Origin of the sequence: Blautia sp. AM28-27, from assembly GCF_003480905.1 — a bacterium.
In the GTDB taxonomy this organism is placed as follows: Bacteria; Bacillota; Clostridia; order Lachnospirales; family Lachnospiraceae; genus Fusicatenibacter; species Fusicatenibacter saccharivorans.
Genome location: NZ_QUJK01000013.1, coordinates 38,656 through 63,531 on the forward strand (window position 1 = coordinate 38,656; position 24,876 = coordinate 63,531).

A 24,876-nucleotide genomic window follows, 5' to 3' on the forward strand; every position below is an offset into this window, starting at 1 on the left:
TAAGAACTACAACAGGGCATTTTCGATTGCGGAGATGCCCTGTTGTAGAATAACGGGAAATGAGAAAAATTGAGCGAAAGGATGAAAAAAGAATGAAAGAGACCTTACCAAAGTCCATTCAGGAGCTGATTTTAAGCCTGAGAGAAAAACTGAAAGACGAGCCGGAAATCGTTGATATGTTTGAACGATGCTACTCCAATACCCTCGACACAACCGTAAAGAAAATGGAGGACGGCAGCACCTACGTCATCACCGGAGATATCCCGGCCATGTGGCTGCGTGACTCGGTAGCACAGCTGCGCCCGTACCTTGTTCCGGCGCAGAACGACCCGGAGCTGGCTGACCTGATCGCAGGCCTGATCCGCCGCCAGTTTATGTGCATCAACATTGATCCATACGCAAACGCATTCAACGAAGGACCGAACGGCAACTGCTGGGAGAAGGACGAGACCGATATGGGACCGTGGATCTGGGAGAGAAAGTATGAGATCGATTCTCTCTGCTATCCGCTGCAGTTCTCCTATCTGTTCTGGAAGAACACCGGAAGAACGGATCAGTTTGACGAGGTTTTCTGGGAAGGTGTTGACAAAATCCTGACTGTATTTGAGACTGAAATGAACCACGAGGAGAAATCCCCGTACAGCTTCATCCGTAAAAACTGCTCCTACACCGATACGCTTTCCCGCGATGGAAAAGGTGCGCAGGTAAAATCCGGCATCGGCCTGATCTGGTCCGGCTTCCGTCCAAGCGATGATTCCTGCCGTTACGGTTATCTGATTCCGTCCAACATGTTTGCGGTTGTCGTTCTGAATTATCTGAAGGAGATCGCAGATTTCGTCGGCGGAAAAGAGGAGATTGCGAAGAAAGCAGAAGAGATGGCAAAGACCGTAAAACAGGCCATTGAGACTTACGGTACCACCCATATCTGGGGACTTGGCGATGTTTATGCTTACGAGGTAGACGGCTTTGGCCAGTATAATCTGATGGACGATGCCAATGTACCGAGTCTTCTGGCTATGAGCTATCTCGGCTACGAGCCGGAAAGCCAGGAAGTGGCTGACAACACAAGAAAGCTGATCTTAAGCGAGGCAAACCCGTTCTATTATGCAGGAACGAAGCTTTCCGGTATCGGAAGCCCGCACACACCGGTCCGCTACGTATGGCACATCTCCAAAGCCATCGAGGGACTGACCGCACCGACAAAAGAGGAGAAACATCAGATGATCCACGAACTGATGGCAACCGACGGCGGTACAGGACTGATGCACGAGGGTGTTTTCGTAGATGATCCGACCGTTTACACCAGAGAGTGGTTCTCCTGGGCAAACGCAATGTTCTGTGAGCTGGTGATGCAGTATTGCGGATATGAGATTAAGAAATAAAGATGAAAAAATAAAGATGAAAAACACGAAAAGAGGAGGCTGTGCTCAGTGCACGGCCTCCTCTTTTACCTACACCACAGAAAACTGTCTGCGACAGCCTTCACTGAAAGGAGAGACAGCAGTGGGGAGAATACTGCTGTCCCAGGGGAATATGGGATTTTCATCCCGCTTCTTTTCTCTGCCCACGGGGTATTATACACAGTTTTTTGCGATATGTAAAAGATATAATTGATATGAAAGATATAATAAATTGGCATGATGAAGAAATGTAAAAGAATCTGAGCATCAGAAAATCTTAGGAAATCTATAGGGATTTCTTTGGAAAAGAAGAAGCGGAATCCTAAGAATGTTTTGGTAGAATCCTCTTATCAAGTGAAGATGAGAGAGGAAAGAACATGACCTGGAAAAACGAGAAAAAATCAAAAGCATTACTTGTGGTATTCGGCATTTACCTGGCGCTACTTGTCTGGTGCATTTTATTCAAATTCGCTCTGCGCCCGGAAGAAATTCCGCACCTGCGGGGGATTAATCTGATTCCGTATGCGGCGTCGGTTGTGGTGAACGGGAAAGTGCAGATTAGTGAAATTATCGAAAATATGCTGGTCTTTCTGCCGTTCGGCCTCTGCATCTCAGCCTTCTATCCGGACAGCGAAATCCAGAACCGCATTCTCCTTGCATCGGGACTGAGCCTGTTTTTTGAGGTGACGCAGTATATTTTTGCGATCGGCGCGAGTGATATTACGGATGTGATCGATAATACGCTTGGCGCGGTGATCGGAATTCTATTGTATCTGGGGATGAAAAAAATCTGGAAAGAGAAGACGGGAAAGATCATTACCATTCTGGGAGCGGTGCTGGAAGTGCTGTTTCTGGCGTTATTGTTTTTTACGTTTGCGGCGAATAGGATGTTTTAAGATTGGAATTCAGGAAAGGATAGTGTATAATCGAGAAAAGGACAAATTCCGAAAGCAGGTGTGATGGATGGAAAAAGTAATCAGTATAGGAAAACAGAATTTTGCATCCTTAAGGGAAAACCATTATTTCTTTGTGGATAAATCTCACTTCATCAAGGACTGGTGGGAAAACGGGGATGAAATCACCTTGATCACCCGCCCCCGCCGCTTTGGCAAGACACTGAATATGAGCATGCTGGACTGCTTTTTCTCTAATAAATATGCCGTCCGGGGCGATCTGTTTGAAGGACTTGGCGTTTGGGAAGAAGGAAAATATCGGGAACTTCAGGGAACATATCCGGTGATCTTTTTGAGTTTTGCAGCCGTGAAAGCAGATCAGCTTTCGGAAGCGAAAATCCAGATCAAACAGCAGATTGCGAGAGTATATGAAGAAAACCGGTATCTTCTGGATGGGGATCTGCTGAGCGGAAATGAGAAGAAAGCATACAACGAGGTCAATCTGCATATGGGCGATGCGGAGGCCGCAGCGGCACTCAATAATATGAGTATGTATCTGGCGCGGTATTACGGCAGAAGAGTGATTATTCTGTTGGATGAGTACGACACGCCGATGCAGGAAGCGTATGTCCATGGCTACTGGGCGGAATTTACAACGTTTGTGCGGAGTCTGTTTAATGCGACGTTTAAAACGAATCCTTATCTGGAACGTGCGATGATGACCGGAATCACGAGGGTTTCGAAAGAAAGTATTTTTTCTGACTTAAATAATCTGCGTGTGGTGACGACGACATCGGATCTGTATGCGGACTGTTTTGGATTTACCGAAAAGGAAGTTTTTGCATCTCTGGACGAGTTCGGAATGGGAGACAAAAAGGACGTTGTGAAGCAGTGGTATGATGGATTTATCTTTGGCGGACACCGCGATATCTACAATCCATGGTCGATTACCAATTATTTAAAAGAAAAGAAACTGCGCCCGTACTGGGCAGATACGAGTTCGAACGGTCTGGCAGGAAAGCTGATCCGCACCGCCTCGCCGGAAATCAAAGAGTATATGGAAGATCTACTGAACGGACAGGCAGTCACGGTGAACTTTGATGAGCAGATGGTGTTTGAACAGCTGGATTACAATGAAAATGCAATCTGGAGTCTGCTTCTCGCGAGCGGTTATCTGAAGGCGGAAGAGGTGGAGTATCGCGGAATTACTTTGAAGCCGTGGTATCAGCTCCGTATCACCAATCTGGAAACGGTGAGCATGTTTGATGATATGTTCCGCGGATGGTTTGAAGCATCGGAAGCTGGGTACAGCAGCTTTGTGAAAGCACTGATGCAGGGCGATCTGGAAGCGATGAATTATTATATGAATAAAGTGTCACTTGCAACCTTCAGCCATTTTGACGTTGGCGGAGAGAACAGTGAAAGTCTGGAGCCGGAACGATTCTATCATGGCTTCGTCCTGGGACTGATGGCAGAGCGTGCGGAGTGTTATCAGATCCGGTCGAATCGGGAAAGTGGATTTGGACGGTATGATGTGATGATGATTCCGAAGAATAGAGAAAAAGATCCGGCGATTATTATTGAATTTAAAGTCTGCAGCCGGGTAAAAAAGGAGACACTGGAAGATGCGGTGCAGGAGGCTTTAAAACAGATCGTGGATAAAAAATACGACGCAGAACTGGTGGCCCTTGGCGTGCCGCAGGAAAGGATCCGGCATTATGGGTTTGCATTTGCGGGGAAGAATGTATTGATTGGAGCAGAATGAGAGAAACGGGTGATGAAGGTCATCCGTTTCTTTTGGCGTAAAATGGTATTCCTATTGACTCACTATGATATAGATAGTATGATAAATTTAATTTTTAAAATTTATTTTTACGTGAGGATATTTTATCTATGAAACGATTTTCTTCCACTACCTTAAAAACTGCTTTCGTAAAATCCATCCCGATTTTCTGCAGCTACGTTTTCGTCAGCATGGCCTACGGCATGATGATGGCATCCGCCGGCTTTCCCTGGTATGATTCACTGTTGGTAAGTCTGACGGTCTATACGGGCGCGTTCCAGTTCGTTCTGATTACGTTTCTTTCTAGCGGCGCTTCCCTCATCACCATTGCGCTCACTGCACTTCTGATGAACAGCCGCCAGAGTTTTTACAGCATTACCTTCCTGAAGGAATTCAAACAGATGGGGCGCCGCAAGCTGTACATGATTCACACGATGACCGATGAGACATACGCCGTAAACTGTACCTTAGATCTTCCGAAAAAAGAAAAAGAGGACACCATGTTCCTCGTCGCTCTGTTCAGCCGCTGCTATTGGATAGTTGGTTCGGTTCTTGGCGGCATTTTAGGCCAGATCGTTCCATTTGACCTGACGGGCCTTGATTTCTGTATGACAGCCCTGTTTCTCATTATCTTCATTGACCAATGGGAAAAAGCAGAGAAGCACACGCTGTCGCTGTCTCCGCTCTGATCACCTTCGGACTCCGTGCACTCCCGTTTCTTGCATTTTCCGGCAGCCGTAAAATGCCCGCATCACTCGAACGACTCGGCCAGGCACTGCCGTCTGCCATCATGGCGGTACTGATCATTTACTGTATGAAAGATATTCCCACCGGCGGTATCTCTGCCGCAGTACCGAAACTGCTCGCAGCAGCGGTCGTTTTTATCACCTACAAATGGAAACACCAGACCCTCGTCTCCATCCTTCTTGGAACCATTTCGTATATGATGCTTCTGCGTCTCTTTTAAAAAGAAACGGTGCAGTTCTGAATTCATGGCAGAAATTCAGAACTGCACCGTTTTTCTATTCTCTATATGCATTAGAAGGATTGGCAATTATTCGATGACTTCGTACTCTCCGTCGCCCGTCTTTTTGAATAACGGAAGCTTCTGCAGAAATACAATATCTTTTCGATCAGCAGCATCGCCCTCAGCAAGGATCGCTGCTTTTTTTACAACCTCTGCACTGGCATTCGCCATCAGGCATTCCAGTGCGTGCAGGGACTCGCCGGTGGAAATGACATCATCCAGCAGGCAGACACGTTTGCCGCGGATTTTATCTGCGTCTTTTCCATCCAGATAAAGATGCTGCTCACCCGCTGTTGTAATCGAATGAACGGATGCGGAAACCACATCTTTCATGTAGGATTTTGTGCTTTTTCGTGCAACGATAAATTCTTTATGGCCCAGCTCTTTGCTTACTTCATACGCTAGGGCAATACCTTTCGCTTCTGCGGTGACAATGGCATCGACTTCTCCGATTTTTGCGGCCAGCTCCGGCGCACATGCACTTACCAGCTCGGTGTCACCAAGGACAACAAAGCTTGCAAACGCCATCTCCTCACTGATCGGGATAAATGGAAGTGTTCTTTTCACTCCGCAGAGCTCCATGCTGTATTCTTTCATACGATTTTCCTCTTATGTTACTGAATTTATAATCCAAGCAGTTTTGCAGCAACACCGGCCAGCATTCCGAGGAACGGGTTTGTTACTGCAGTGACAACCATTGTGGTTCCGCCGACGGCTGCATTGACAGCGAAGGCAGACGGCGCATCCAGTACAACGGTTTTGAAGATACCGAGTACAAACAGGAAACCTGCGATCGAAGAAGACGGAACAAATTTTCCGATTTTCGGAAGCAGTTTCAGAAGCAGAATTACACCGATCACAACCATCATGATGACACCAGCCCATACAGCGTGCGGTGCATTGGCAGTTGCGGAAATGATTGCCTCAACCGGGGCTCCTCCGAAAAAGGAAGAAAACATATCGGCCAGGGAAGAAATCACGGTCAGGTTATCGACGTTGTAATTTCCGCCGGTTGCCATTCCTGCGGTAATTCCGCCGAAGGAAATGTTGGAACCAATGTTCAGGCAGACCATACCGAGTGCGCCGAGAATTACGTTGGCATTGATTGTAAATTTCTGGCGGACAAATTTATCATCCTCTACGACAATGCTGGATTTCTCTTTGTTGAAAAATGCATTGGCAATGCAGGATGCTACAACGGAAATGACGATGGTATAAACCAGGGTATTGGCACTGGCTTTGGTAAAGTAATAGGTGATCAGTGCTGCGGCCAGGGAAACACCGCCGGAAATGGCATCACTCTTGATCATATCGATCGCGGCCTTTACCAGAATGATACCGACACCGGCCATCATTCCATAGGCAACATCCTCACCTACAAAGTTTACGATTTTTGTCAGCAGTCCAAACACTCCGATCAGAGCCATAATCACACCGCCGATAAAAATCATCGTACAGCGTTCCGAACGGTCTTTTCCAGCCGTTCCGGCGTAAGTGATCGTCTCCGCCTGGAAGGAAATTGGTGCGACACTCTGCGTAATCGTATTGCCCACCGCACCAACAAAGAATGCCAGCGCCGTCGGAACCGATGCAAATCCAAACGTCAGAGCAAGAAGACCCTGCGGCAGACCATTCAGCACAACGCCGATGATTGCCAGAAGATCTGTTAAAATGGCTTTCATACTAAATACTCCTCCTCACTATGAAATATGTCGTTTTGAAGCAAAGAAAAGTGTAGCACCAAAACCGGTCAAAGTAAACCAGATCAGTCATGAAAGGTTTTTGTCAGTGATAATAAGTCAATCTTATATACAAAATATTATTATTTCTGTGTGCTAATAAATCAAGAGGATTTTTAAATGTCTGCATAACCAATAATCAATAGTTACAAAACTGGGTGCCATTATTTGGAATTGTGCATATAGAAGCGAAGAAAAAGATTTGCTATACTAAATCTGTATGAGGGTTTTTATCACAGTTATAAGAAATGGAAAGGGGATTTTTACTTATGGCAATTACAGAGACAAAAACAAAATATGGACAGATTCATGGTGTGCAAAAAGACGGCTACACGGTATTCCGCGGCGTTCCGTACGCAAAGCCGCCGGTAGGCGAAAAACGATTCTGCCCGCCGGAAGAGCCGGCGTGCTGGGAGGGCGTTTATAAGGCGGATCATTTCGGATGCGTCTGCCCGCAGACCGAGCATGAGCCGGACTCCTTCTATGGAAAAGAGTTTTATCTCGACCCGGAATTCGGCATGAAGCAGAGTGAGGACTGTCTGTACTTAAATATCTGGACACCGGCAAATACAGTGGATGAAAAACTGCCGGTTGCTTTCTGGATTCACGGCGGCGCGTTTATGCACGGCTTCAGCCACGAATCCGAATTTGATGGATCTGCTTACTGCGAACGCGGCGTGATTCTCGTTACGATCAATTACCGTCTCGGTGCTTTCGGATTTCTGGCACATCCGTGGCTGTCCGAGGAGAGCGGTGTCGGAAGAAGCGGAAACTACGCGATTCTCGACCAGATCGCAGCACTGAAATGGGTAAAAGAAAATATCGCAGCATTCGGCGGCGACCCGGAAAATATCACCGTATTCGGCCAGTCCGCGGGATGCATGAGCGTACAGACACTCGTCAGTTCTCCGCTGACTGAAAACTGGATCAGCAAAGCCATTTTCCAGAGCGCCGGCGGCTACGACACCGGACTGAACCGCGATATGCCGCTTTCCGAGGCAGAAACCATCGGCCAGGAATTTATAGAGCTTAGCGGAGCAAAATCGCTGGAAGAACTGCGTGCGATTCCGGCTGAGAAAATTGTGGAGCTGCAGGAGGAGTTTGGCCGCGTAAATCCATCGAGAATGCTGAGCTTCGTACCGAACATCGACAATCATCTGCTGACCTGCGGCTATAACGATGCCGTAACCGAAGGAAAAATCAAGGACATCCCATATATGCTCGGATCAACCGCAGACGACATCGGCGTGTTCCCGGAGATGAAAGAAAAAGGCGAGCACGGCGGCATCTATAAGGGATGCATCAACTGGAGCATTGCGCTGGAAAAACTCGGAAGAAAACCGGCTTACGTTTACTACTTCACCCGTGCCCTGTTAGGTGACGACGCCGGAGCGTTCCATTCCTCCGAACTCTGGTACATGTTCGGAACCCTGGGCCGAAGCTGGCGCCCGAAAACCGAAGGCGACTATGCCCTCAGCAAAGAAATGATGGACGACTGGACCAATTTCATGAAAACCGGAAACCCGAACGCAGAGGGAAAAGACGACTGGAAACCATGCACAAAGGACGACCCGTATGTGCAGGTGCTGGATGTGAGAAAATAAGCAGAAGGAAATAAAAATGGCAATCGAATATAAAAGACTTACCCAAAAGGAACTGGATTTTTTCATTCAGATGAGAATCCATCAGCTTCGCGAAGAGGGGGCAAAAGAAGAAATTGATTTAGCACCTGCGTTAAAAGATTACTATGAACGTCATATGGCGGATGGTACTTTTGTATCTTGGATTGCTGTTGACGGAGAGAGCATCATCGCAACAAGTGGAATGTCATTTGTAGAAAAACCTCCATACTTTGGATGCCCGAGCGGCAGAATTGGATTACTGTCCAGTATGTTTACAGATCCGGCGTATCGAAGAAGAGGTATTGCAAAAGAATTGCTGTCCCGTGTGATAGAAGATGCAAAAGAATATGGATGCGGAACAATACAGATTACGGCATCGGATATGGGCGTTAAGTTGTATACAGATTTTGGATTTGTGCATAATGGAAATTTTATGCAGTATAAATTGTAATGTCCCTCAGAAAGAGATATTCTCTCCACTGGCTGCGATATTGGAAAAATATTCAACAAATAATAGCAAGGATTCTCTCACCTCTATAGGTGGTGAGATGAATTGCAAATAAGAAAGTTAACGGCAGTGGCGGGCGGAGAGAAATCGGTATCCCCCACTGACATGAGGCAAACCACAGTCAGCATTTTGCTGACATGTCAGACTCTGTGAAATTACCGACTGTGGATTGAAACAAAGAAAGAGGAAAAATTAGAATAAAGAAAGAGCAGCATTTTACCGACGTGTGAAAGGTAAAAATGCTGCTCTTTTTGCGTGGCAGAATCAGTCGTCCAGATCGTTGCGCTCGCGGAAGATCTGATAAATGGTGTCGATCAGTTCATCGTCATCGAGGCCTTCGAACTCGGCTTCGTTGACATCGAGATTCTCGGAAATGATGCGCAGAATGTGTACCGGTTCGTCATCGCCGCCGTCGGCCGGATAGAGAACGGCGTACTCATCCTCCTTGTATTCTACGATATCCAGAAGCTCAAAACGGACAGAATTTCCGTCCTGATCGGTAAGGACAATAAGATTGGAATCCATAATTGCAATATACTCCTTTATGTGTTATTTTTGCCGCTCAAAAACATGCAAATATAAATTTATTATACTATGAGCAATTGGATTTGAAAAGAAAAAAGTGTCTGGTGCGATACGCTTGATATTTTGCGCTGATACGGTATAATGACAACAGAGTAAAAATTGGCGGCTGTGGCCGTGCCCATGCCCGGAAAAATTGGGGGAAAGGAAGAATTTATGAATTATCAGGTATTAGATGTCAAAGTAAAAGATACAGAAGAAACTGCAAAATTATATACGTATTTTCTGGACAACTCGCGTGAGATTGCTCCGGAACGCGTGCGCCCGGTCATCGTGATCTGCCCGGGCGGCGGTTATGAATGGGTGTCCGAGCGTGAGGCAGAGCCGATTGCGCTGAAGTTTGTCGGAGCCGGTTACCACGCTGTTGTTCTGCATTACAGTGTTGCTCCGGCAGCTCACTATCCGACGGCACTCCGCCAGCTTGCCTGGACCGTTGCACATCTGCGGGAGCATGCGGCAGAATATCATATTGATCCGAACAAAGTAGTAGTAGCGGGATTTTCCGCAGGCGGCCATCTGGCAGCATCGTACGGTGTGTTCTGGAAAAAGAAAACATTCCTTGCAGAAGAACTTGGCGTAGACGCAGAGCAGCTTCGTCCGAACGGTCTGCTGTTATCCTACTCGGTTATCACATCCGGTCCGAAAGCGCACCGCGGATCCTTCACCAATCTGCTGGGAGACCGGTACGATGAGCTGGTAGACGAGATGTCTCTCGAGAATCAGGTCAGCCTCGATACGCCGAAGACCTTCCTGTGGCATACCGCGCCGGACGACTGCGTGCCGGTAGAAAACTCCATTCTGTTCTTTACTGCACTGCATGCACTGGAGATTCCGGTAGAAATGCATATTTATCCGGTCGGCGGCCACGGCCTTGGCCTTGCAAGCGAGGAGACACAGAGCTATGAATACCAGAACGCAGTACGCGAAGAGTGCCAGAGCTGGATTTCACTGGCACTGAGCTGGATGCAGCATTTATAAAAAAATATCCCAGAAGGGAGAACAAAGATGAAAGTATTAATTGTAGTAGATATGCAGAATGATTTTATCGACGGAAGTCTCGGCACGAAAGAGGCGGTCGGGATTGTTGACCGCGTTGCAGAGGTGATGGATTCGTTTGACGGAGCTGTTATCTGCACCAGAGATACCCATTTTGCGGATTATCTGGAAACGTCCGAGGGCAGAAAACTTCCGGTAGAGCATTGTATCGAAGGAACGAAGGGTCATGCACTGCAGGATACAATTCAGAAAATGGCGGAGAAAAAACAGGCCGTGGTGATGAATAAAATCACCTTCGGTGCAAAAAATCTGCCGGAGGAGATCGAAAAACTGGCAGGCGGCGTGCCGGAATTCATTGAACTCGTGGGACTCTGCACCGACATCTGCGTGATTTCCAATGCCATGCTGCTGAAAGCATTTTATCCGGAAGTGCCGATTTCTGTCGATGCATCCGCGTGCGCGGGCGTAACGCCGCAGAGTCATAAAAATGCATTGGAAGCTATGAAAATGTGCCAGATTGACATTGTAAACGAATAGACGGAAAAGAGGAAAAATTATGAGCACAACAAGATTATTTGATCAGGATGCGTACCTGGGTGAATTTGAGGCAACCGTAGAACGGAGCGTCTGCGAGGGCGGCATGTACCGCGTGCTGCTGGATCAGACCGCATTTTTCCCGGAGGGCGGCGGCCAGCCGGCAGATGAGGGAACACTGGATGGAATTTTTGTAACGGATGTACAGGAAATCGACGGCGAAATCTGGCATACCGTGGAAGCACCGCTCGAGCCGGGCAAAACGGTAGTTGGAAAACTTGACTTTGAAAAACGTTTTTCCAATATGCAGAATCACTGCGGAGAGCATATCGTGTCAGGTATCGTGCATCGGATTTACGGTTTCAACAACGTTGGATTCCATATGGGAAGTGATGTCATTACCGTTGATTTTGACGGCGTTCTGACCGAGGAGCAGCTCTACGATGTGGAGCAGGAGGCAAACGAAGCCGTGCTTCGAAATGTTCCGGTTACGATCAGTTATCCGTCAAAGGAAGAGCTGGAAACCATGGATTACCGGAGCAAAAAAGAGATCGAGGGCCAGGTGCGGATTGTGACGATCGAAGGCTGCGACAGCTGTGCGTGCTGCGGAACCCACGTTGCAAAAACAGGGGAAATCCGTCTGATCAAAATCTTAAGTGCCCAGAAATACAAAGGCGGCGTCCGCGTGACCATGCTTTCCGGTGAAAAAGCGTATGCGGATTACTGCTTAAAGCATGTGAATACGCTTGGAATCGCCCGCCTGCTTTCCGTAAAACCGGAGGAGGCCGGAGATGCCGTGGTACGGCTGAAACAGAAAAATATTGAGATGAAAAAAGAAATTAAACAGCTCAAAAAAGAACTGTATGCACTGCAGGGAGCACCGGAGGGTAAAAAATAGAATTTCCGACTGTGAAGAAACATATCATGTAAGACAGCAAAAGCAGGGAGAAAGCAAACATGGCAAAAGAGAAAGAAATTAAAACAAATGCAATGCGTATTCTGGACCGGCAGAAGGTCAAATACGAGGTTCTTCAGTACGAATGCGACGAATTTATCGATGGTCTCCATACTGCAGAAAAAACCGGTGCGCCGGTCGAGCAGTCGTTTAAGACGCTTGTGGCACAGGGAAAAAGTAAACAGTATTATGTATTAGTTCTTCCGATTGCAGAGGAAGTGGATCTGAAAAAAGCGGCAAAAGCGGTAGGGGAAAAATCCATTGAGATGATCCATGTGAAAGACATTACCGCAGTCAGCGGCTACGTCCGTGGCGGCTGCAGCCCGATCGGCATGAAAAAACAGTATCCGACAGTGATTCAGGAATGTGCGGCAGATTTTGACAAGGTTTACGTGAGCGGAGGACGAATCGGAACGACACTGTGCATGGCGCCGGAAGACCTGAAGAAGGTCAGCAGGGCGGAGTATGCGGATTTTATACAGTAACGTGTTCGAGTAAAATCGTATGAGAAGGTGGAAAAAGAAATTTGGGGATAAATTGCGGGATATGCCGTTGTTCCGCAAAATGATGTTTTTTTATATTATGCTTTTATGTATTCCGGCGGCCATCATGGGGGCGTTTTATGTTGGCACGCTGGTAAAAAGGCTGGATGGGGAATATGACAAAAGCAAGGCAGAAGTACTGGAACAGGCATGCCTTGCTGTTGATCATATTTCATCGCAGGTGGAATACTGCAGGAATTCGTTTCAGTACAATTCCATGTTTTTGCAATACGTCAGCAGCTATGATCTGACTACCGGAGAAGGTGTACAGATGTGGCTGCAATACGTAAAACCGGCATTTGACCAGATAAAAACGGCCAATCCAGGTTTTACAAATATCTGTGTATGGCGCGGTGAGACAAAAGAAAGCAACGATCCGCGGTATGTCTTAAATGCAGAGGAGAATGAGGAGCTGGACCAGAATCTTCCGATGAAGTATACCTCTAAACAACTTGTGTTTGAAACGGAAGAGGAGAACATAGTATGTCGGATTTATCAGGAGTTGTATAATGTGAATGGATTTCACGGGATCGGCTATGTGGAAGTCGATTGCGATTTTAATACGCTGTTCGGAACCATGCGTTTTGTAGGAGACAAAGAACTGCTGTTGCTGACGTATGGAGAGCAGACCTGGCGGGTCTGCGAGAAAGACGGAGCTATATATTTATGTGAAGCACCAGAAGAGGACACAGTGTTTCAAAATCATGCATCGAGAAAACTGGAGAAACTGGATGTAACAATGGATTACTATTATCCTAATTTGTCCGTGCTGGGAAATTCTTCGCTGTGGAATGGTGTGATTGCAGCGCTGCTACTGTTTGCATTTTTTTCTATTGTCTATTATATTTTCTATATTTCCATCACAAAGCGAATCACGCGTTTTTCCGAACATATGCAGCAGTCAGAAGGAAAAAAGATGGAACTGTATCAGGAAAACGGCAGCCGGGATGAAATTGGTGCGATGATCCACAGCTATAATGAGACCGCAAGCCGTGTCAATGCACTGAACGAAGAGGTCATCCAGAAAGTGCGCCTTGCAAATCACGCCCGCTATTATGCGATGCAGTCTCAGATTCAGCCGCATTTTCTGTATAATACCCTGGAAAATATTGACATGCTGGTAGAACTCGGAGAAAATGAAAAGGCATCGAGGATGATGAATCTGTTTGGGAAAATTCTTCGCTATAACCTGTCGTATCAGCGGAAAATGATTACGGTGGAAAAAGAGATTCAGCATGCGGAGGATTATCTGAAATTGTATTCCTACCGAATGCGGGACGATTTTGAGTATCGGGTGGAAATGGAGCCGACCTGTGCGGAAGTGGAATGTCCATATTGTATGATGCAGCCGGTGGTGGAAAACTGTTTTAAGCATGCTTTCCGCTATCAGGACCGTGTACTCTGGGTTCATATTCATGCATGGTGTGAAAATGGATATGTGATTATCGACGTAGAGGACAACGGGACGGGAATCACAGCAGAGCGCCTGGAAGAGATCCATCGGCGGCTTGCCGGGAAAGCGGAGGAAACCGAAGAAAAAGAGAGCACTTCCGTAGGACTGTATAATGTCAATGAGCGCGTTCAGTTGCTGTGTGGCCTTGGTTCCGGTATCTTTGTGGAACCGCTGGATCAAGGCTGCCGTGTACGGCTGAAAATCAATATGTATCCAAAGGGGGCGGAGCGAAACGGCAATGAAAATACTGATCGTAGATGATGAACGTCTGATTCTGATGGGGCTGAAAGCTGTGATCGGGAAAATTGAGGATTTATCCTGTGAAGTGCAGACGGCGATGAGCGGAGAACAGGCGGCGCTGCTGCTGGAAGAAAATCCCGTGGATCTGATGATTACGGATGTGGAAATGCCGGGCATGTCCGGTCTGGATCTGGTTGAAAAGGCAAAGAATAAAGGCTGGTGTCGTCATTTTATGATTTTGTCCGGCTATGATAAGTTTGAATATGCAAGACGGGCCCTTCGACTGGATGCGGCAGATTATCTGTTGAAACCGGTAGACAAGGAAGAACTGAGACGGGATATCTGCCGGATAGCCAGAGAATTGGAAGATGAGGGAAAGAAAGAGCCAAATCTTTTGAAGGAGTATGAATGCTATTTTCCGCATTTGAAGGAAGGTCAGATTCCGGGACCACTGCAGAGAAGTGTTCAGTTTATCCGGGAAAATTATCAGGATGCCATTTCACTTTCCATGCTGGCAGAGCACACAGGAAAAACAGAAAGTTATCTGAGCAGCCTTTTTAAAAAAGAATGGGATACGACATTTCTTGAAATTGTAAATGAAATGCGGCTGCAGCAGGCAATTTACATGCTGCTGTACGAGCCATCCATTTCGGTGCAGGACATTGCCGGGAAAGTGGGATATAAAACAGAACGACAGTTGTATCGGCTGATTAAAAATAAGCTTGAAATCACTCCTCAGCAGCTTCGAAATGGAGAAAATAAAATAGAATAAAAAAATGCAAAGAAAAAGCTCCGCGTGAGAAAAAATTCTGACGCGGAGCTTTTTTCTGCTTGCACATAGCTGTGATTTGTGAAAATTGCAAGAAAGAGAAGAAGAAACGACAGGAAACCGCAAGAAATGACATAAAATATAAAAATCGGACAGTGTAAAAATAAAAACAAATCCTGTATTCTTTAAGTATCAAAAAGAAGTACCGCAGCCGGAACGGAACAGGCGGTGGAAATTTGAGAAAGAAGGTACAATATGAAAGAAGGGAAGAAAAAGAACAAAGAGAGTGTATGGCAAGTGTTCTGGAAGCAACGGTATCTGCAGATGTTCGTTTTGCTGGGGGTCGTTTACGTGCTGATTTTCAACTATGCTCCGATGGTGGGGCTGATTATCGGCTTCAAAGATTACAAGATCACCGGCGGACTGAAAGGAATGTTTACAAGTCAATGGGTGGGTCTGAAATATTTCAAAGAATTTTTTACGGAATATAAATTTCCGGAGCTGATGCGGAACACGTTGGTACTCAGTATCCTGAAGCTGATCTTCAGTTTTCCCATTCCGATCTTGTTTGCTGTGCTTTTAAATGAGGTACGGAATAAGGCAGCGAAAAAGTTTATCCAGACAGTGAGCTATCTTCCATACTTTATTTCCTGGGTTATTGTAGCAGGTATGCTTCGAATCCTGGCATCGGACACAGGAGTCATCAACAATGTGCTGATGGCGCTGCATCTGACAAAACAGCCGCTGGAAATTCTGACCAGTCCGAAGTATTTTACTGCAATGGCGGTTCTGACGGCCATCTGGAAAGATACTGGCTGGTGGGCAATCGTATTTCTCGCAGCGATTACCGGAATCGATCCATCATTGTATGAGGCAGCCGAGATGGATGGAGCAACCCGTACACAACGGATACGTTACATTACACTTCCCTGCATCGCAGGAACGATCACGGTGGTTCTGATTATGGCGCTCGGCAACCTGCTCGGCGGAGGACTCAGCGGTTCCAACTTTGAACAGTGCTATCTGCTTGGGAATCAGGGAAATATGGAAGTGTCGGATATCATTCAGACATATGTTATGAGAACAGGACTTTCTAACGGACGATATTCCTACGCGACTGCCGTTGGCATGTTCCAGTCGGTGATTTCTGTAACGCTGGTTTTCATCAGCAACTTTATATCAAAACGAGTTTCCGGAAACGGATTATTCTAGTTGAGGTGAACGTATGGAAAAGAAAAAACAAAGAAAAAGAAGTAAGGGAGATATCGGATTTGATATTTTTGTAGCGATTGTCATGATCATCATGGTTCTGATTTGTATCTACCCGTTTTATCTTGCAGTCATCATGTCCTTCAACGAGGGACTGGATGCACAGCGAGGCGGGATTTATCTGCTGCCGAGAATATTTACACTCGAAAATTATGCAAAGCTGTTCCGCGATGGACAGTGGGGACAGGCATTTGCGGTTACCCTGGCACGTACGGTGCTTGGAACTTTCATGACCGTATTTTTCACCCTGATTGTAAGTTACGGCCTGAGTTTTCAGGAACTGGTATTCCGAAAAGTTTATTACAGCATTTTTATTTTTGCCATGTATTTTTCCGGTGGAGTCATTCCATATTACATTCTGCTTCGTACTCTGCATCTGTTAAATACGTTCTGGGTGTACGTGGTACCGGGATGTCTGAGCCTGTTTTACCTGATTGTCGCGGTATCGTTCTTCCAGGATATTCCCAAAGAACTACGTGAGTCGGCAAGGCTGGACGGGGCAGGCGAATTCACGATTTTCCGAAAGATTATCCTTCCCATCTGTAAACCATTGATGGCAACGATTTCCATCTTTACAGCGGTTGGCCACTGGAATTCTTGGTATGAGTCCGCATTCTTTATTCCAAACAATAAAGGACTTCGTACAGTAGGATATCTGATGATTTCCGTCATCAACAGCTCCCGTGCTTCGGGAAATGCAGCAGATGCGGCGATGCAGGCAGCTGCAAAGACGACAACACTGTCCATTCAGCTTGCGGCAATGGTTGTGGCGGTCGTTCCAATTCTTTGTATCTATCCGTTCTTTCAACGGTATTTCGTTACCGGAATGACAGTCGGAGCAGTGAAATCATAAGAACTATGACCTGTTTCAGGACGGGTGTAGATAACGATTCATCTATTTTAAGTAAAGGAGAGAAAAGCGAATGAAAGAGATGAAAAAAATCACAGCAGCATGTCTCGCAGCAATTCTGGCAGCAGGAAGTATGGCAGGATGTGGTTCGGACGGACAGAGTTCGGACAGACAGAGTTCGGACAGCAAATCCGGTTCGGAAACCGGAGGCACAACAGGATCAACCACAACGGTTGACCCGGATAACCCGTGGATGATTGGCGATCCAGATGATCCGATTGAACTTACCGTATTTTTAAATCATACCTGGTACAGTACGGAAAGCTTTACGGGTGTTATTCCAGATGAGATCACAAAGCGAACCGGTATTCGTCTCGTGCCGACAAAAGCAACGGATTATACACAGCTCGGTGTTATGGCGTCTTCCGGAGAACTTCCGGATCTCGTTTTCACAAGCCAGATGCTCGATACCTTATCCGACCCGGATATCAGCTATTCGTATGATGAGCTAATCGAAAAATACAACGTGGACTGGGATGTGGACAATTCTCATATCGTCAACGCAAAGGCATTCTCACAGGATGACCATTATTACTTTGTATTTTCTCATGCATCCTCGAATGAAGACTGGCAGAATACGAGGGCCGTTCCGATGGTTGCAAGCATCGATTATCGAAAAGACATGCTGGATGAACTGGGCATGGATGAGCCGACCAATCTGGATGAACTGGAAGATGTATTTGAGGCTGTCAAACAGAAATGGCCGGAGGTGACACCTCTTGTATTTGCAGTGACAACCTGGACGTTGGATCCATTCAAAACATATAATGGCTGTACTTTACAGAATTATGCACTGAATGATGACGGAACCTATTCCATCACAGCCAAAACAGAAGCGTTCAAAAAATATCTGAAATACTGCAACGATCTGTATCAGAAAGGCTATATCAACGCAGATAACTTCTCCTGGGAGTCTGCGGATGCACAGTCAGCAATGTCCAGCGGAAAAGCCTTCGCAAGAGTTGGAAATACACAGGGAACTGCTTCGGATATTCTGACAGGACTGAAGGATATTGAGCCAGATGCAGAGATTTATCAGATGAAACCGCTCTCGGATGATAAACTGATCAACTCTGAAATTGGCTGGTGCGGAACCTTTATTACCAAAAACAATAAGAACCCAGAAGCCTCCATTCGTCTGATGAAGTTCCTGTTTTCAGATGAAGGACAGAAACTGACACAGTGGGGACGTGAAGGTATCGACTATACATTAAATGACAAAGGTCTGCCAGAGTTCAGCGAGGACTGGCAGAAATCGATTGATGATAACACTAACACAGATTTGTACAATACCAACTTCTACTTCGGCGGTTCCAAGATTCTGGAAGCAGAGTCCCGTTGTGCAGTTCAGCCGGAGCAGTATCAGGAAAGTAACGATGCAATCCGTGAAACGTATGACAATGAGGAGTGGTTTGTTTATGCAGCTCCGAAGGAATCTGACGGCGACTGGAAGGTTCTGGAGAATAAGATGACAGACTACATCAAGACGGGCCAAGCAAAAGTCATTCTTTCCGCAGATGATGCAGAGTTTGATGCGAATTATCAGGAATTCATCGATCAGCTTGATGCTATGAATGTAGATTCCCTGGCAGAATGGATGACTCCAAGATTACAGGAAGCAGAGAAACTGTTCCGTCCGGATGGAAATTAAAAAAACAGGAAAAAGCAAAAGGTAAAGCGGGCCGGGAAGAAAGAAAACAGGTTTCCCGGCCTGTTCTGAAAAGGCAGGTCAAACTGGACGGTTCCGTGATCTGAGAAAAGCTGGAACGTCAGATGGAGGAAAAATCAAGATGAAAAAAGATTCCAGATCGCTCTTCCAGAATATTCTTGCCATCGCGGTGCCGCTTGGATTGCAGAGTATGCTGGGTTTTCTGGTCAACCTGGTTGACACAGTTATGGTGGGAAAACTTGGCACAGTTGCTCTGGCGGGAGTATCTCAGGCGAACCAGATTTTCTTTCTTGTGGCGATGACAGTCCCGGGAATTGCGGCGGGAGCCAGTGTTCTGATTTCCCAGGCGTGGGGAAAGGGAGATATCGAACGGATCCATAAGGTTCTGGCATACGCCTATCGCACAGCACTTGTGTTTGTCGTGATTTTGATGTTTGTTGTCATTGCATTTCCAAAACAGGTGATGAGCATCTATACACCGGAAGAAGAAACCATCCGAATAGGAAGTGAATATTTAAGGGTTATTGTGTGGTCGTACTTTTTTTATACGATTACGAATATTACAACAGGTGTTCTCCGTTCTGTAAGGACGGTAAATATCTGCCTGTATTCTGCGATTGTCAGCCTGATTTTAAATATCTCCGGAAACTATCTTCTGATTGAGGGGCATCTGGGATTTCCGGCTCTTGGGGTGACAGGAGCGGCGATTGCAACACTGGCTGCGCGTATCGGAGAATTCATTCTGATTGTATGGTATGTTTATCGGAAAGAGGATAAAATCAGAATCCGCGTGCAAAAAATGCTGCATGTAGACAAAAAACTTGCAAACGTGTTTTTTTCGACCGGTATTCCTGTCATCTGCAATGAGATGTTCTGGGGACTCGGCGTTTCTGCACAGGCAATCGTACTGGGCAGGCTTGGCAACGAAGTTGTTTCTGCGAACAGTGTAGCGGGTTCCGTCACACAGCTGACAAGTGTACTCTGCCAGGGACTCTCGGCGGCAGCATGCGTCATCATCGGAAATACCATCGGAGCAGAAAAATATGAGGAAATTCTGCCGCTGAAAAAGACGTTTCAACGGATTGCCGTTTTCATGGGTCTGATATGCAGTGCGCTTACACTGGTGGCTATACCGCTGGTTCCGGGAATTTACCACATCAAGGGAGAAACGATGGCATACTGCCGGCAGCTGATGTATGTGATGGCATTTATTCTTCCCTTTATGGAACTTCAGTCGATGAACATGATGGGGCTTCTCCGTGGGGGCGGAGATGTAAAATTCCAGATGGCAAACGATCTGATTTTCCTGTGGGGAGTTACCGTGCCGATGGGCTTTGTGATGGCATTTCTCGTGAAAGCACCGGTGATGGCTGTATATGCAACGTTGAAGTGTGATCAGGTCATTAAAGTATTTACAAGCGAATGGCGGCTGCGGAGCGGAAAATGGATTCATAATGTAAATGAAAAATGAGAAGAGGCAGACATATGGGAAACTGTATTGCCGTCGATATCGGCGGAACAAAAATGCTGGTTGCGGAGGTGCGGGAAGACGGAACTATTGTAAATAAACTCCGTTTTGCCACAGGAGCGATCAGCAAAGAGGAAAAAGTAAAAAAACTGGTGGAAGGTGTCCGATGTTATGAACGTGAAATCGGATGGGAACACCGGATACGTCCGAAAAAAATGGGTATCGGCATCAACGATAACATCGATCCGCATGGGGGTGTCTGGATCGGTTATGATGACAAAGAGCCGATTGCATTGAGAAAACGAATCGAAAAAGAATTTGACGTAGTCTGCCATGTGGACAACGATGTCAAATGCACTGTCATTGCAGAAAATGAATTTGGAGAAGGAAAACGCTGCAGAAACATGATATATCTGAACATTGGTACGGGTCTTGCAGCCGGAATGATTGTAAACGGACTTCTGGTGCGCGGCTCAGACGAGTGGGCAGGAGAAGTGGGATTTATGAATTTCACAGGGGGAAAGGGAGAACGTGTAGAGATGCTTGCATCGGGCATGGCACTGATGGCACAGGCAAAAAAGATGATTTCAGAGTATCCGGATTCCATTCTGAGAGAAAAACTGACAGAAACGGTGACCGGATGGGATGTGATCGAAGCAGCAGACAAGGGAGACCAGATGGCAGTGCGGATTCTGGATGAACTTGTTGCCATGAATGCACTGATGATTTCCAATCTGACGTGCGTGCTTTCGCCGGAAATTGTGATCCTTGGGGGAGGACTGATTTCCGGGGAAGGTCATCTGGCGGAACGGATTGTAGAGAACGTAACGGAAAAAGCAAAATCACATCTGGAGCGCGGAATCAAAATCAGCGGACTGGATCCGGCGTATGCAGGGCTTATGGGGGCTGCAGCAATCGGACTTGGATTTCAGGGAAAATACGATAACGAAAACATGAATGAAAAGGAGAAAAAATCATGGTGACATTAATGGATTGCATCAAGAGAATTCCTTCCTGTATCGAGTATATTCTGGAGAAACAGGATGAAGCGTTTTCGCCGATGGAGGCTTATGTAAAAGATCATCTCAGTACAATCGATGAAATCGTTTTTATCGGTTCAGGAACTTCCAACACGGTTGCGATGACATCACAGGTATTTGTGGAGAAGGCCTCCGGCATTCGCACGAAAGTCGTATATCCAAACGATTATATTGAAGAAGGCCGTGTATATAATCCGCACGCACTGCATGTCTTTACCTCGCAGACTGGTTCATCCAAAGTGGTATGTGAAGTGATGAAAAAAATGACGGAACTTGGATATCTGTGCATGAGTTTTACCGAAGGACCGAAGACGATGCTGGCAGAAATTTCGCCATGCCATGTCTGCCTGAACTGTGGACTGGAGGAGTATGGACAGAGAACGATCGGCTATACAACAAGCGTGTTGAACCATATGTTGATGGGTCTGAAGCTTGGTCTGATGCGCGGCCATCTGACGAAAGAACAGTATGACAATTACCAGTGGGATGTGGCAAAAGTGCCGGACAGTCACAGAGCAATTACAGAGCAGGCATATACCTGGTTCGAAGCAAGAAAACGTCAGTTGATGCGTTCACGCTGCATTGTGTTTACAGGAGCAGGGAGTCTGTATGGTGTTTCACTTGAGGCTGCTGTAAAATTCTGGGAGATGCCGCAGGTTATTTCCATCGGTTATGAGCTGGAAGAGGGCATGCATGGACCGAATTATGGATATGATTACAATCATTGCGTGATCGTTTTAAATGATGGCGGAAAGGAATCGGAAAAAGCAAAATCGTTGGCTCGTTTCATGAAAGAAGTAAATCATAATGGACTGATGATCGGAACAGAGACGGTAGATGAGAGTGATCTGAAGCTGGATATCCGCGGAGGTGAGTTTGCATGTCTCGAATTTTCAGCAGTGCCGCAGGTAATGGCATATTATCTGACCGAGGACGGCGGAAGAGATCTGACGAAACCAAACGATCGTCTGAAAGTTATGGGAAGTTATTTCAGAACACACAGCGAAAAAGAGGAGGCATAATTCTGTGAAAGAAACATTTCGAAAGGAACTGATCCAGACAGGTTACGTCCACTCGCCGCTTCCGCTGCATCAGGAAAAATCACTGGAAAGAGAACGGGAAGAAAAGCCTATTCTTGCAAAAAAGGTGATCTGGGACGGCACACAGAAACTTCCGGAACACAGTGGAAGAGGAGCCGTTGCCGGACGGGACGGAATGGGAAGCAGAGGCGGTAAAACGATTTATGTTACGCTGCCGACTGCAAGAAAAACAGACAGTCACAGCCAGGAAAAAGCGCAGGATGATTTTCGCTGTGTGATCCGTTTTCCGTTTGCAGGAGAAAACTGGGAGCGTTATAACCGTCTGTATTTCCGGGTAAAACCGGAGTGCATGGGCGGTCACAGTATTCACTTTCGTATCCATATTAAAAACGAGGGAAAATTCCCGATTCCGGATCCGTATTTCCGAGAGGGACAGCATCTAGTGAACCTGGTGAACCATGAGTGGAATCAGGTAATCTGGGAATTTGCACAGCTGCCGCGGGATGTGATCACCGAGATTTCTATCGTCATTGATGCAGACGGAAAAGATACTTCAACCGGACCGGAAGCAGCCTTTGATTTCGAGAATTTTGAATTACAGAGAGTAGAAAAGGCGGAAAAGGAAAAAGGTTGGGAGTGTGAGACGGATCATATTTCGTATTCCACTTCCGGCTATCAGAAAAACGGTAAAAAGACAGCAATTGCCAATACCGGAAAGAAGAGCTTCTGTGTGCTGGATGCAGCGGGAAATGAGGTTTTAAGTAAACCGGTTGTTGTACAGAAAGACCGTTATGGCACCTTTGAGATTCTTGAATTTAGTGAAATTATAAAGCCGGGATTTTATCGGCTGCAGATTGGTGAACTTCTGAGTGATCCATTTGAAATCGGAGAGAAGGTGATGGAAGATGCGATATGGAAGGCACTGAACTTTATCTTCTGTGAGCGCTGTGGCTGCCCGGTGCCGAATAAGCATGGAAAGTGTCACACTGATGTCATTTGTGAGCACAACGGCGCGATTCTTTCGTTTGGCGGAGGCTGGCACGATGCGGGCGATATGTCACAACAGATGCTTCAGACTGCGGAAGTAGCGCAGGAAATTCTGGAGTTGGCGAGCCGTGTGAAAGATGATCCGCTTCTATATCACCGCCTGATGGAAGAGGGACTCTGGGGTTTGGAATTTACGTTAAAAAGCCGTTTTGGAGATGGATTTCGTGCGAGCAGTGTCGGACTTGGAATCTGGACAGAAGGTTTGATTGGAGATGGTGATGATGTTAAAACAAGAGTGCATAATCAGGCATTCCAGAACTTTTTCTGTGCGGCAGTGGAGGCACAGGCAGGTCTTGTCTTAAAAGAGTTCGATCGGGATCTGGGTTGGAAGTGCGTAGAAACGGCGAAAGAAGATTTCCGCTTTGCAAAGCAGCGTTTTTTGGAAAAGGGAATGGAAAAGCCGATTATGTGGGAGCATACGTTGAACAGTGGAAAATCCCAGTATTATGCGGCGGCTGTGTGGGCGGCAGCTTCGATCTGTGCGAATGAGCCATCGGAAGAGTTTGAAAAAGAGGCAAAAAAATTTGGCGCGAAACTGCTGGCATGCCAGGAGACCGAAACAGATGGGGTTCCAATGAAGGGATTCTTCTATCGTGATGAGAGCCACAAAGCAATCGTGCATTTCACGCATCAGGGAAGAGATCATTCCTTTGTTCAGGCGATTGAGATGCTTTGCCGTGCATTTCCGGAGGCAGAAGAAAAACCGGCATGGGAGAAGAGTCTGCGGCTGTATGGCGATTATCTGAAAGGTTTGTATGCGATGGCAACACCGTACGGTATGATCCCTGCTGGTATTCATCATATGTCAGAGACAGAAGATAAAGAGACGTTTGAACTGCTGCATCTCCTGGTAGAATTTGAAAAGGAAAAAGAAAATTATGCGAAGCAGCTGAAAAACGGAATTGTTCTCGGCAATGATTACTATGTCAGAATGTTCCCGGTATGGTTTTCTTTCCGCGGAAATTCAGCAATTATGCTCGGAATGGGTAAGGCAGCCGGTATCGTGGGAAGATATTTTGGTGATGAAAAACTAAAAGAAATTGCCCGCGAACAGCTCTACTGGATGTCGGGGAAAAATCCGTTCTGCCAGTCGCTGATTTACGGTGAAGGAGCACGGTATTCGCAGCAGGATGCGAATTATCCGGGTGAAATGACAGGTGAAATGCCGGTTGGCATTGAAACACTGGAAAATGAGGACGAGCCGTACTGGCCGTCTGGAAATAACGCCACGTATAAAGAAGTATGGCTGACACCGGCCGGACGGTGGCTGTCGATTATTGCGGAGCTGTATCCGGAAATTTAAAGTAAAGATGTTTCTCGTGCAGGATTTTGCCCCTGTGCGTGAACATGAATTTTATGCTAATCTCCTTTCGAAAAAGCACGTCGGAAT

The 24,876-nt window shown here is 46.5% G+C and carries 23 protein-coding genes; 20 read left to right on the plus strand and 3 right to left on the minus strand.

Translation table 11 applies throughout. From position 1 onward, the window contains the following. Positions 1–92 precede the first annotated feature (92 nt). The 5 genes from DW743_RS13880 (at position 93) to DW743_RS13900 (ending at position 5,043) form a co-directional block, all read left to right on the plus strand. Positions 93–1,382: a glycoside hydrolase family 125 protein gene (locus tag DW743_RS13880; protein ID WP_055219311.1), complete on the plus strand. Its 1,290-nt coding sequence runs from the start codon at positions 93–95 to the stop codon at positions 1,380–1,382. 395 nt (positions 1,383–1,777) lie between these two features. Next, the gene (locus tag DW743_RS13885) at positions 1,778–2,296 is read left to right on the plus strand and encodes a VanZ family protein (RefSeq protein ID WP_055226594.1); all 519 of its coding nucleotides are present in this window, start codon (positions 1,778–1,780) and stop codon (positions 2,294–2,296) included. Between the two features lie 67 nt (positions 2,297–2,363). Next, on the plus strand, positions 2,364–4,058 hold the full coding sequence (locus DW743_RS13890; RefSeq protein WP_117509972.1) for an AAA family ATPase: 1,695 nt from the start codon (positions 2,364–2,366) through the stop codon (positions 4,056–4,058). 128 nt (positions 4,059–4,186) lie between these two features. Further along, a complete protein-coding gene (locus DW743_RS13895; protein ID WP_117509971.1) occupies positions 4,187–4,765 on the plus strand; it encodes an AzlC family ABC transporter permease in 579 nt (192 codons plus the stop codon). Then, entirely contained in the window at positions 4,720–5,043 is a 324-nt protein-coding gene (locus DW743_RS13900; RefSeq protein ID WP_117509970.1) for a branched-chain amino acid transporter permease, read from the plus strand. Before DW743_RS13895 ends, DW743_RS13900 begins: the two co-directional genes overlap by 46 nt. 87 nt (positions 5,044–5,130) lie before the next feature. On the opposite strand, the gene DW743_RS13905 is transcribed toward DW743_RS13900, so the two are convergent. Then, positions 5,131–5,700 (minus strand): phosphoribosyltransferase family protein, encoded by a 570-nt coding sequence (locus DW743_RS13905; RefSeq protein ID WP_117509969.1) that lies wholly within the window; start codon positions 5,698–5,700, stop codon positions 5,131–5,133. A 26-nt stretch (positions 5,701–5,726) separates the two neighbouring features. Then, on the minus strand, positions 5,727–6,785 hold the full coding sequence (locus DW743_RS13910) for a benzoate/H(+) symporter BenE family transporter (RefSeq protein ID WP_117761904.1): 1,059 nt from the start codon (positions 6,783–6,785) through the stop codon (positions 5,727–5,729). Between the two features lie 326 nt (positions 6,786–7,111). On the opposite strand from DW743_RS13910, the gene DW743_RS13915 reads away from it, so the two are divergent. Next, positions 7,112–8,446 (plus strand): carboxylesterase/lipase family protein, encoded by a 1,335-nt coding sequence (locus DW743_RS13915; protein WP_117761905.1) that lies wholly within the window; start codon positions 7,112–7,114, stop codon positions 8,444–8,446. Positions 8,447–8,462: 16 nt separating this feature from the next. Next, positions 8,463–8,915: a GNAT family N-acetyltransferase gene (locus DW743_RS13920; RefSeq protein WP_117761906.1), complete on the plus strand. Its 453-nt coding sequence runs from the start codon at positions 8,463–8,465 to the stop codon at positions 8,913–8,915. A 321-nt stretch (positions 8,916–9,236) separates the two neighbouring features. Here the strand turns inward: DW743_RS13920 and DW743_RS13925 are convergent, their stop codons facing one another. After that, on the minus strand, positions 9,237–9,497 hold the full coding sequence (locus DW743_RS13925) for a DUF1292 domain-containing protein (RefSeq protein ID WP_022461956.1): 261 nt from the start codon (positions 9,495–9,497) through the stop codon (positions 9,237–9,239). Positions 9,498–9,710: 213 nt separating this feature from the next. Between DW743_RS13925 and DW743_RS13930 the strand changes: the two genes are divergently transcribed. The 13 genes from DW743_RS13930 (at position 9,711) to DW743_RS13990 (ending at position 24,789) form a co-directional block, all read left to right on the plus strand. Beyond that, the gene (locus tag DW743_RS13930) at positions 9,711–10,532 is read left to right on the plus strand and encodes an alpha/beta hydrolase (RefSeq protein ID WP_117761907.1); all 822 of its coding nucleotides are present in this window, start codon (positions 9,711–9,713) and stop codon (positions 10,530–10,532) included. A 27-nt stretch (positions 10,533–10,559) separates the two neighbouring features. Next, positions 10,560–11,087 carry a cysteine hydrolase family protein gene (locus tag DW743_RS13935; protein WP_117509965.1) on the plus strand — a complete coding sequence of 176 codons (528 nt, stop codon included), beginning with the start codon at positions 10,560–10,562 and terminating at the stop codon, positions 11,085–11,087. A 19-nt stretch (positions 11,088–11,106) separates the two neighbouring features. After that, positions 11,107–11,982 carry an alanyl-tRNA editing protein gene (locus tag DW743_RS13940; protein WP_117761908.1) on the plus strand — a complete coding sequence of 292 codons (876 nt, stop codon included), beginning with the start codon at positions 11,107–11,109 and terminating at the stop codon, positions 11,980–11,982. Between the two features lie 59 nt (positions 11,983–12,041). Beyond that, on the plus strand, positions 12,042–12,524 hold the full coding sequence (ybaK, locus tag DW743_RS13945; protein WP_117761909.1) for a Cys-tRNA(Pro) deacylase: 483 nt from the start codon (positions 12,042–12,044) through the stop codon (positions 12,522–12,524). 124 nt (positions 12,525–12,648) lie between these two features. Beyond that, positions 12,649–14,295 (plus strand): sensor histidine kinase, encoded by a 1,647-nt coding sequence (locus DW743_RS13950; RefSeq protein ID WP_158568575.1) that lies wholly within the window; start codon positions 12,649–12,651, stop codon positions 14,293–14,295. Continuing rightward, the gene (locus tag DW743_RS13955) at positions 14,273–15,046 is read left to right on the plus strand and encodes a response regulator transcription factor (RefSeq protein ID WP_117761911.1); all 774 of its coding nucleotides are present in this window, start codon (positions 14,273–14,275) and stop codon (positions 15,044–15,046) included. Before DW743_RS13950 ends, DW743_RS13955 begins: the two co-directional genes overlap by 23 nt. A 252-nt stretch (positions 15,047–15,298) precedes the next feature. After that, entirely contained in the window at positions 15,299–16,255 is a 957-nt protein-coding gene (locus DW743_RS13960) for an ABC transporter permease (protein ID WP_117761912.1), read from the plus strand. Positions 16,256–16,268: 13 nt separating this feature from the next. Next, entirely contained in the window at positions 16,269–17,165 is an 897-nt protein-coding gene (locus tag DW743_RS13965) for a carbohydrate ABC transporter permease (RefSeq protein ID WP_117761913.1), read from the plus strand. Positions 17,166–17,235: 70 nt separating this feature from the next. After that, entirely contained in the window at positions 17,236–18,873 is a 1,638-nt protein-coding gene (locus DW743_RS13970; RefSeq protein WP_117761914.1) for an extracellular solute-binding protein, read from the plus strand. Between the two features lie 139 nt (positions 18,874–19,012). Beyond that, entirely contained in the window at positions 19,013–20,362 is a 1,350-nt protein-coding gene (locus DW743_RS13975; RefSeq protein ID WP_117761915.1) for an MATE family efflux transporter, read from the plus strand. Positions 20,363–20,376: 14 nt separating this feature from the next. After that, positions 20,377–21,342 carry an ROK family protein gene (locus DW743_RS13980; RefSeq protein ID WP_158568576.1) on the plus strand — a complete coding sequence of 322 codons (966 nt, stop codon included), beginning with the start codon at positions 20,377–20,379 and terminating at the stop codon, positions 21,340–21,342. Further along, positions 21,336–22,421, plus strand: a complete 1,086-nt coding sequence (locus tag DW743_RS13985) for an SIS domain-containing protein (RefSeq protein ID WP_117761917.1) — start codon at positions 21,336–21,338, stop codon at positions 22,419–22,421. The genes DW743_RS13980 and DW743_RS13985 overlap by 7 nt, the downstream gene beginning before the upstream one ends. A gap of 4 nt (positions 22,422–22,425) precedes the next feature. Then, positions 22,426–24,789 (plus strand): glycoside hydrolase family 9 protein, encoded by a 2,364-nt coding sequence (locus DW743_RS13990; protein ID WP_117761918.1) that lies wholly within the window; start codon positions 22,426–22,428, stop codon positions 24,787–24,789. Positions 24,790–24,876: the final 87 nt, after the last annotated feature.

Excerpts from the sequence above, each read along its gene's own strand:
- DW743_RS13880 (WP_055219311.1), top strand. The coding sequence starts at position 93 with ATGAAAGAGACCTTACCAAAGTCCATTCAGGAGCTGATTTTAAGCCTG.
- DW743_RS13885 (WP_055226594.1), top strand. The coding sequence starts at position 1,778 with ATGACCTGGAAAAACGAGAAAAAATCAAAAGCATTACTTGTGGTATTC.
- DW743_RS13890 (WP_117509972.1), top strand. The coding sequence starts at position 2,364 with ATGGAAAAAGTAATCAGTATAGGAAAACAGAATTTTGCATCCTTAAGG.
- DW743_RS13895 (WP_117509971.1), top strand. The coding sequence starts at position 4,187 with ATGAAACGATTTTCTTCCACTACCTTAAAAACTGCTTTCGTAAAATCC.
- DW743_RS13900 (WP_117509970.1), top strand. The coding sequence starts at position 4,720 with ATGGGAAAAAGCAGAGAAGCACACGCTGTCGCTGTCTCCGCTCTGATC.
- DW743_RS13905 (WP_117509969.1), bottom strand. The coding sequence starts at position 5,700 with ATGAAAGAATACAGCATGGAGCTCTGCGGAGTGAAAAGAACACTTCCA.
- DW743_RS13910 (WP_117761904.1), bottom strand. The coding sequence starts at position 6,785 with ATGAAAGCCATTTTAACAGATCTTCTGGCAATCATCGGCGTTGTGCTG.
- DW743_RS13915 (WP_117761905.1), top strand. The coding sequence starts at position 7,112 with ATGGCAATTACAGAGACAAAAACAAAATATGGACAGATTCATGGTGTG.
- DW743_RS13920 (WP_117761906.1), top strand. The coding sequence starts at position 8,463 with ATGGCAATCGAATATAAAAGACTTACCCAAAAGGAACTGGATTTTTTC.
- DW743_RS13925 (WP_022461956.1), bottom strand. The coding sequence starts at position 9,497 with ATGGATTCCAATCTTATTGTCCTTACCGATCAGGACGGAAATTCTGTC.
- DW743_RS13930 (WP_117761907.1), top strand. The coding sequence starts at position 9,711 with ATGAATTATCAGGTATTAGATGTCAAAGTAAAAGATACAGAAGAAACT.
- DW743_RS13935 (WP_117509965.1), top strand. The coding sequence starts at position 10,560 with ATGAAAGTATTAATTGTAGTAGATATGCAGAATGATTTTATCGACGGA.
- DW743_RS13940 (WP_117761908.1), top strand. The coding sequence starts at position 11,107 with ATGAGCACAACAAGATTATTTGATCAGGATGCGTACCTGGGTGAATTT.
- ybaK (WP_117761909.1), top strand. The coding sequence starts at position 12,042 with ATGGCAAAAGAGAAAGAAATTAAAACAAATGCAATGCGTATTCTGGAC.
- DW743_RS13950 (WP_158568575.1), top strand. The coding sequence starts at position 12,649 with ATGGGGGCGTTTTATGTTGGCACGCTGGTAAAAAGGCTGGATGGGGAA.
- DW743_RS13955 (WP_117761911.1), top strand. The coding sequence starts at position 14,273 with ATGAAAATACTGATCGTAGATGATGAACGTCTGATTCTGATGGGGCTG.
- DW743_RS13960 (WP_117761912.1), top strand. The coding sequence starts at position 15,299 with ATGAAAGAAGGGAAGAAAAAGAACAAAGAGAGTGTATGGCAAGTGTTC.
- DW743_RS13965 (WP_117761913.1), top strand. The coding sequence starts at position 16,269 with ATGGAAAAGAAAAAACAAAGAAAAAGAAGTAAGGGAGATATCGGATTT.
- DW743_RS13970 (WP_117761914.1), top strand. The coding sequence starts at position 17,236 with ATGAAAGAGATGAAAAAAATCACAGCAGCATGTCTCGCAGCAATTCTG.
- DW743_RS13975 (WP_117761915.1), top strand. The coding sequence starts at position 19,013 with ATGAAAAAAGATTCCAGATCGCTCTTCCAGAATATTCTTGCCATCGCG.
- DW743_RS13980 (WP_158568576.1), top strand. The coding sequence starts at position 20,377 with ATGGGAAACTGTATTGCCGTCGATATCGGCGGAACAAAAATGCTGGTT.
- DW743_RS13985 (WP_117761917.1), top strand. The coding sequence starts at position 21,336 with ATGGTGACATTAATGGATTGCATCAAGAGAATTCCTTCCTGTATCGAG.